General features: G+C 37.6%; 2 protein-coding genes. Both read left to right on the top strand.

Going from position 1 to position 1,020, the window contains the following annotated elements:
- Positions 1 to 244: 244 nt before the first annotated feature.
- A complete protein-coding gene (locus tag ACRCJ0_RS15165) occupies positions 245 to 625 on the top strand; it encodes an ABC transporter substrate-binding protein (protein ID WP_431391038.1) in 381 nt (126 codons plus the stop codon).
- 75 nt (positions 626 to 700) lie between these two features.
- The coding region (locus ACRCJ0_RS15160) for an ABC transporter permease subunit (RefSeq protein WP_431391037.1) at positions 701 to 1,020 on the top strand (320 nt) is incomplete at its 3' end.

Raw genomic sequence — 1,020 nt, 5'->3', positions numbered from 1 at the left:
TCTTCTACACACTGGAAGAAAGTAGCATCATCATTGACTAATAATCCCTTCATGGTTTGGTGTAGGGCGTTAAAGTGGCTAATAAAAGCGACTGTTACTGAATAGGGTTTATCCCTGGTAAATTCTTCAGAATAATGACTGGTCATCTTGGCAACCTCCTTCTATCTACTATTTTGATTATAACAAAAAGACGATGGAATAATGAATAGCAATAGTCTTGAGCAAATAAATTACAACCTTAGGTGTGCTAGCTGATTATGACATCCAGGCGACTGAAGACTTGGAAGGGAAAACAATTGGTGGTGTTGCAGGGTCACATAAGGTGGATATCATGACGCAATATATAGAAGATAAGAGTTTAGATATTGAAATCCGTACTTATGAAAATCGTGAAGGAACTGAGTTAGCTGTTGAAAAAGGTCAGATCGATGCCTATGCTCAGGGTTATACGATTATTCAAGCGAGCATCCAATTGAAGAACAAATCATTCCGTACGCTAGGGACTGCTGACCGTTTGCCCTGGTTAGTTGCCATGTATGAACGGTGGGGTTTTGTTGAATTCGACCGAAAACGATTGAGCAATAAAAAGCACATCACTGTTTATTTGCAAAAAAACCTTATATAATTCTCCATATTTGGAAAACAGGATAGTGCCTGATATAGGCAACAAGAATGAAAAGGATCTACAAAGAGGAAGTGAATGAATATGGATTTTCTATACATGCTAGAAATCTTACCAGAAGTTGCTAGCTATATACCTACAACGCTTGTTCTAGCGTTTGTCTCTATGTTTTTCTCTGTGGTGATTGGTTTAATCGTAGCCTTTGGTCGCCGTAGCAAAAATAAAATTATCTCAAGTATATCAGCGGCATATATTTCTGTATTCCGCGGGGTACTAACAGTTGTGCAAATATTTATTATCTACTTTGGACTCCCACAATTATTACCATCTATGTCTAACTTGTCCGTAATGAGTGCAGCGATTATCGGTTTATCTTTTAAAGAAGCCTCTTATTTAGA

The sequence above is a fragment of the Aerococcus sp. L_32 genome (assembly GCF_050689315.1).
The sequence above is the reverse complement of the archived record's forward strand: the minus strand, read 5'-3'. Positions and strand labels throughout refer to the sequence as shown.